Source organism: Paenibacillus terrisolis, from assembly GCF_056171975.1.
The window spans coordinates 21,835-28,079 of sequence record NZ_JBKFGG010000039.1 but is presented as its reverse complement, the minus strand read 5'-3'; the positions used below and the strand labels follow the sequence as shown (position 1 = coordinate 28,079).

Sequence of the window (6,245 nt, the reverse complement as noted above, 5' to 3'; positions counted from 1 at the left end):
CCGGGTCCCTGCTGGACCGGTGGGGGCTGAGCGCCGCGCAGCGAGGCGCGGCGGGGGCGGCGCTTCGCTTTCTGGCGCAGCCGCGGACAACCCCGTCAGCGCCCGCGCAACCCGGGCGCTTCGCGCTGAAGCCGCGGCAGGCTCCCGCCGCTTCGAACCGCCTTTGGCCGCCCGCAAAGGCCGCCGCTTCCCACTTCTTGTCACCCCCACTGCGCCCGCCTCGATTTTTGCTTTGGGCGGTGACCGGCGCCGGCAAAACCGAAATGATCTTTCCGCTGCTGCGGTATATGCTGGATCATGGTGGCCGGGTTATGGTGGCGACGCCTCGCCGAGACGTGGTTCTTGAGCTGGCTCCCCGCATCGCCAAGGTTTTTCCCGAAGAGAAAGTGGCCGTGCTGTACGGAGGAAGCTCCCAGCGCTGGGAGGAAGCCCGTCTCTTTGTGGCGACGACCCATCAACTGATGCGTTTTCATCAGGCTTTCGACTTGTTGATCATCGACGAGCTAGACGCCTTCCCCTACCATAACGATCCGATGCTTGAATATGCTGCCGAATCGGCTTGCCTTCCCGGAGGCCGTTTCGTGTTCCTTTCGGCGACTCCCCCGGCGGCGATGCAGCGTGAGATCCGGATCGGGAAGCTGGCTCATGCCAAAGTACCGGCACGTTACCATGGCCATCCGCTTCCTGTTCCACGCCGGGTTCCCATGAAAACGGTCGAAATTTGCTTGCGTAAACAGTCTTTGCCCAGGCCCTTGCTTCGTTTATTAGGCGAATCCGTTCATCGCGGCGCGCAAATCTTTATGTTCGCTTCCCGCATTCGCCACATTCAGCCGGTGGTTGCGCTATTGCGCCGGTATTTCCCCGGACTTGCGATCGAAGGAACCTCCTCCAAAGACGGAGAACGCTCGGATAAAGTGACGGCTTTTCGTAATGGAGAAACCCGGATGCTAGTAACCACGACCATTTTGGAGCGCGGCGTGACCGTACCGCGCAGCGACGTATACATACTGGATGCCGACAGTAATCTTTTTGACGAAGCCTCGTTGGTGCAGATGGCCGGCCGAGCGGGACGATCCCAAGACGATCCCGCCGGAAGCGTCGTTTTTGCTTCCCAAGAATGGACTCGTTCCCAAAGCGCCGCCGTCCGCCAAATCCGTTTGATGAATACTGTTGCGCGCCGGGACGGCTTTTTGAAAAAATAAAGGAGGTATAGTTGGGAATGTCAAGGTTTTCCGAGTCGCACTCCAATCGAAACAGATTCCGAAGAAACCGGGAGTGGGACCAAAAGAGCAAGACCGACTTTAATTCGGTCCGGATGAACAGTCTTTCAAGAACTGAGGGTGAGGGGATGTACGAACCTTGCTTGCCTTTTAGGCCGGCAGAATACTTTCGATTCGGGAACGGCTTCTCCATCAAAGCCATTCTCTCCCCATTGCAACGTCTTTTGGCGCCTCCGGGAATCCCCTGCCTGACCTGCGGCAAAGTGATCTCCGAACCCGTGCCGGGGTTTCCTGAAATCTGTTTGACCTGCTACGCCTCCATCCCTTGGATCGGAGAGGTCCGCTGCCTGACCTGCGGTAGGCCGGTAGGCTGCCCCGACTGCAGCAGATCCGGCGGAGCGTCGCGCGGCTTCCTCATGAACCGGAGCGCGGTGGGTTACACCGAAGTGATGCGACAGTGGCTTGCTCAGTATAAATTCAGGGGGGACGAATCCTATGGCGCTATGCTTGCTCGCATGACCGGACGGGCTTGTACCGGAATGCTGCAGGAGATTCGCGCCGTAACCGGGAACCGTCTTTTTCGCTTTGACGCCGTAACTTATGTTCCGGTAAGCGGAGAACGATTGCAGGAGCGGGGGTTCAATCAGGCCCGAATGTTGGCTCATGGCGCAGCCGAAGCCGCCGGATCGCCGCTTCTTGAGCTGTTGGAGCGTAAAAGGCATACCGTCAAGCAAAGTTTCAAAAACCGGTGGGAGCGGCTGCTTGATTTGCATGACGTATTTCAGCCTGTTCCGGAGGTAGAGAAACGGCTTGCGGCGGCTGCGAATTTAGCCGGTTCCGGCTCAAGGGGCCTGCGGCTTTCTATTGCCCCACACCGCGCAATCGAAGAGCGGGGAACGCATCATTTTGAAGATGCACCCCATCTCAAGCCGTTTCGTCTCCTTTTGGTCGATGACGTCTATACGACGGGAAGCACGATAGACGCTTGCGCAAAAGCGCTTCATGAATCCTGCGGCTTCCCGGAACGCCCCTTGGAAGTTTACAGCTTGACTTGGGCGCGTTCTTAATTTTGACAAATACCAGTAGACTATTCGAAAAATATAGACGAATTTCCTTTGATAGGTTAATCTATCATCATCTAATGTAAAATTCGAATGGACGGAGTTGATAAAAATGGGGTTGAATCTTGCAAATTGTCCGCGATGTGGAAGGTTGTTTGCCAATAATTTCAGAGACATTTGCCCGTCCTGCATTAAGGAAATCGAAGAGGAATACGAGAAATGTCTGAAATATTTGCGCGAAGAGAAATTGGCAACCATTCAGGACGTTCATGAAGCGACCGGCGTCTCGATCCGCCAAATCACCAAATTTATTAAAGAGGGGCGGATTTCCGTCGCCAATAATCCTAATATGATGTACCCGTGCGAGGTTTGCGGGGTATTAATCCGCGAGGGCAACATGTGCGATTCATGCCGAACCCGGCTTACGCGCGATTTGAACGCAGCCGCAAGAGAAGAAAAGATGGCGGGCCATGACGATAAAAGAAGCGGGGGCGCTTATGGCGCCGTCGACAAGTTTCGCGGTCCTGAGCGCTGAAATCGCTCACAATGCGGCATAATATTCTTTTTTATCCAAACGTTCGCTATTAAAAAAGGTTCAACCCACGCCGATAAACTTAGTAAAGATTATCGGCTTTTTTATTTGAAGCGAGGTGAATGCATTGAAAATTAACGATACAGGACGCATCAACGGAATTAATCCTTATCAACGCAACATCGAGAATCGGGACAACCTTTCCTTGAAGAAGAAGCAAGTGGACCAGGTTTCCATCTCCGTGGAAGCCAAAGGCATGCTTGAAAAACATAATAAAGTTCAAGACCCGGAACGTAACGAGAAAATCGCCCAGTTGAAAGAGGCTGTGTCAACGGGAACCTATCATGTTGACGCCGGCAAGGTGGCGGAGAAATTGGCACCTTATTTTAAATCCTATGCCGAATTAGGTGACAAACAGTGAGTGTTGAAAAAGTAACCGCCGCGCTGAGGAAAATGGATGAGCTATACGGGGTCTTGGTCGAACTTGGCGAGGAGAAGAAACACGCAATCATGGCCAATGACATAACTGCATTGACGGCGGTTATGACCAAAGAGACGCGTACGATAAAGAAGGCGGCCGAATTGGACGAGGAGCGGGAACAAGCGGTCTCTTTGTTTTTAAAAGAAAAGGGCATTCGTTCGCAGTTGAAACTAACGATTTCGGAAATGACCCGGCTGGTGTTCGACGTCACGGAGAAGCAGGAACTGCAAGATGCGCAGCACCAGCTTTCAGATACATTGATTAAGCTCAGACGGCTAAATGCCATTAATAAGGAGCTTATTGAGCAGTCGTTGGTGTTTATCGATTACAGTTTGAATTTGTTTGTCAGCGAACCGGAGGATGAGATGTTGTATCGCAATCCGGCCGGACAGCAACCGGCGCAAAAAGGGCGCAGTTTCTTTGACACTAGGGCATAAGTACGAATAGGAAATGAGGGGATAACATGAGATCGACTTTTCATACGCTTGAAGTCGGTAAACGCGGGGTACTCGCACAACAGACGGCGCTTGCTACGACCGGTCACAACATTACTAACGCCAATTCACCGGGATATTCCCGCCAGGTTGCCAAGATGGCGGCGGCAAGGCCGATCGAATTTCCTGGAATGACCAAATCGACTAATCCTAATCAGCTAGGCATGGGTGTTGAGGTAACGAGTATTGAACGGGTCCGCGATTTCCTGCTCGACATCGAATACCGGAATCAGAGCTCGGATTTGGCAACGTGGAACGTTAAGCAAGAGACATTGTCCAATATTGAAGGCATTTTTAACGAGCCTTCGGATAACAGCATAGCTTCGAGCATGTCGGAGTTCTGGGACGCTTGGCAGCAGCTCAGCAAAAATCCGAGCAGCACGGACCTGTCGGCCAGAACGGTGGTTCAGCAAAAAGCGCTGGCTCTTACGGAAACGTTTAATCATATTGCGTCTCAGCTTAACACGCTTAGCAGCAATTTAACTCAGCGTATTGACGTTAAGATTTCCGAAGCGAATAATGCGATTCAACAAATTTCGGATTTAACAATCATGATTAACCGGGTGGAAGGGCTTGGCGATAACGCCAATGACTTAAGAGACCAACGGGATTTGCTCGTGGATCAGTTATCCGCATTGGGGAATGTGCAAGTATCCGAAACGAATGATAACTATCAGGTGACTTTCGGCGACGTTATGGTTGTGAACAACATTGAACCGCCGACTCAGTTCACCTTGGCTAATGTCGGCTCGCTCACCAAAGGCGAAATTGCCGGCTACGTTCAATCCCGCGATGTCTATGTTCAAGGCTATATTAATCAGATGGATGTCATGGCCAATACATTGGCTACGGGAAAAATCGAAGTGACTTTGCCTGCTGGAACCATATTGCCCGCCGGCATAACGATTCCCGGGGCTCAGGTTGACCCGACCAACCCAAGAAAGCTTTTGCAAGATACGAAGTATACTGTCGACGGTTTGAATGGTCTTCACAAACTGGGGTATACATTAGCGGATCCGGCGGCGACCGGGAAAGACTTTTTCGTGACCAGCGACGGAAGCGGCACGATAACCGCTGCGAATATGCGCGTAAGTCAGGATGTTCAGGATAGTTTGGCGAATATTGCGGCTTCCATGCGGACCGAGTCCGTTACCCAAAATGGAGTGACCTCGGAAAAGGTTCTGCAAGGTAACGGTGATTTGGCGCTCTTAATCGCCTCATTGTCGGAAGGCAAATTCGATTTTACTGGCCAAAACGGGGCACTTACGAACGAGGGAACCTTCGGCGGTTATTTGCAATCCGTCATCGCCCAGTTGGGGACGGATACGGACGATGCCAACCGGATGGTTCAGAACGGCATCCTGTTATCGGATCATGCCGATAGCCTGCGTCAATCGATCAGCAGCGTGTCTCTCGACGAAGAAATGTCCGACTTGATTCGCTTTCAACATGCTTACAGCGCTTCTTCCCGCGTAATAACAACCGTAGACGAAATGCTGGACAAATTAATCAACGGCACCGGCGTTGTCGGTAGATAGGAGATGAGATAATGCGTATTACTCAATCCATGATGAGCAAATCCATGATGACTAATCTCCAGAACAATTACAAGCGTCTGGATACTTATCAAGAGCAGATGACGACTCAAAGACGGTTAAATCGTCCTTCGGATGATCCTGTTGGCGTGGCGAGTGCGCTGCAATACCGTTCGGAAATTAATTCAACCGGACAATTCAAGGAAAACACGGAAGATGCCAATTCTTGGATGGATTTTACGGATAGCGTCCTGACGGAAACGACTTCAATCATACAGCGTTTATCGGAGCTTGCGGTAGAAGGCGGAACAGATACGGTTCCTCCGGATGCCAGAAACAACATTTCTCAGGAAGTTAACGAGTTGTATAAGCAGCTGGTTTCACTCGGCAATTCACAGTTTAAGGGAAAGTATATCTTTAACGGGGAACGCGTGGATCAACAGCCATATCCAGGAGATCCCGCCAATACGCCATATAGTCTGGATCAGGGGGAATTTGATTATCAGATTGGCGCAGGTATTTATATTCCTGTTAATTTACAAGGGGATAAAGTTTTTGGCGCATCCGGGGATACTAGTGGTTTGTTTGCGGTTCTCGACAGTTTCAAACAGGCGTTGGCAGATACCAGCCCGGCAGGGACGCAAGCAATTCAAAATATCATTCCCGCTTTGCAGAAAAATTTAGAGAACGTCATTACTGCCCAAGCGGAAGTCGGTGGGAAACAAAATCGTCTTGAATTTACGACTAGTCGGTTGGATGACCTTAATTTGAATTACCAATCACTTCAGTCGGTTACGGAGGACGCCGATATTCCTTCGGTCATTACTGAATTGAAAACGGCAGAGAGCGTATATCAGGCTTCTCTTGACACGATGGCTCGCATCATTAGACCAAGTTTACTCGATTTTCTAAACTAAGAGGG

General features: G+C 51.2%; 7 protein-coding genes. All 7 read left to right on the top strand.

The genetic code is table 11. The features are described 5' to 3' along the window. The coding region (locus ACI48K_RS22435) for a helicase-related protein (protein WP_475029873.1) at positions 1–1,202 on the top strand (1,202 nt) is incomplete at its 5' end. 17 nt (positions 1,203–1,219) lie between these two features. Next, entirely contained in the window at positions 1,220–2,287 is a 1,068-nt protein-coding gene (locus ACI48K_RS22430; RefSeq protein WP_475029872.1) for a ComF family protein, read from the top strand. A gap of 112 nt (positions 2,288–2,399) precedes the next feature. After that, positions 2,400–2,816: a TIGR03826 family flagellar region protein gene (locus ACI48K_RS22425; RefSeq protein WP_475029874.1), complete on the top strand. Its 417-nt coding sequence runs from the start codon at positions 2,400–2,402 to the stop codon at positions 2,814–2,816. A 124-nt stretch (positions 2,817–2,940) separates the two neighbouring features. Beyond that, positions 2,941–3,234 (top strand): flagellar biosynthesis anti-sigma factor FlgM, encoded by a 294-nt coding sequence (flgM, locus tag ACI48K_RS22420; protein WP_475029871.1) that lies wholly within the window; start codon positions 2,941–2,943, stop codon positions 3,232–3,234. Further along, positions 3,231–3,731 (top strand): flagellar protein FlgN, encoded by a 501-nt coding sequence (locus ACI48K_RS22415; RefSeq protein ID WP_475029870.1) that lies wholly within the window; start codon positions 3,231–3,233, stop codon positions 3,729–3,731. Before flgM ends, ACI48K_RS22415 begins: the two co-directional genes overlap by 4 nt. Positions 3,732–3,757: 26 nt before the next feature. Then, positions 3,758–5,326 (top strand): flagellar hook-associated protein FlgK, encoded by a 1,569-nt coding sequence (flgK, locus tag ACI48K_RS22410; protein ID WP_475029869.1) that lies wholly within the window; start codon positions 3,758–3,760, stop codon positions 5,324–5,326. An 11-nt stretch (positions 5,327–5,337) separates the two neighbouring features. Next, positions 5,338–6,240 carry a flagellar hook-associated protein FlgL gene (gene flgL, locus ACI48K_RS22405; protein WP_475029868.1) on the top strand — a complete coding sequence of 301 codons (903 nt, stop codon included), beginning with the start codon at positions 5,338–5,340 and terminating at the stop codon, positions 6,238–6,240. The last annotated feature ends 5 nt before the right edge of the window (positions 6,241–6,245 follow it).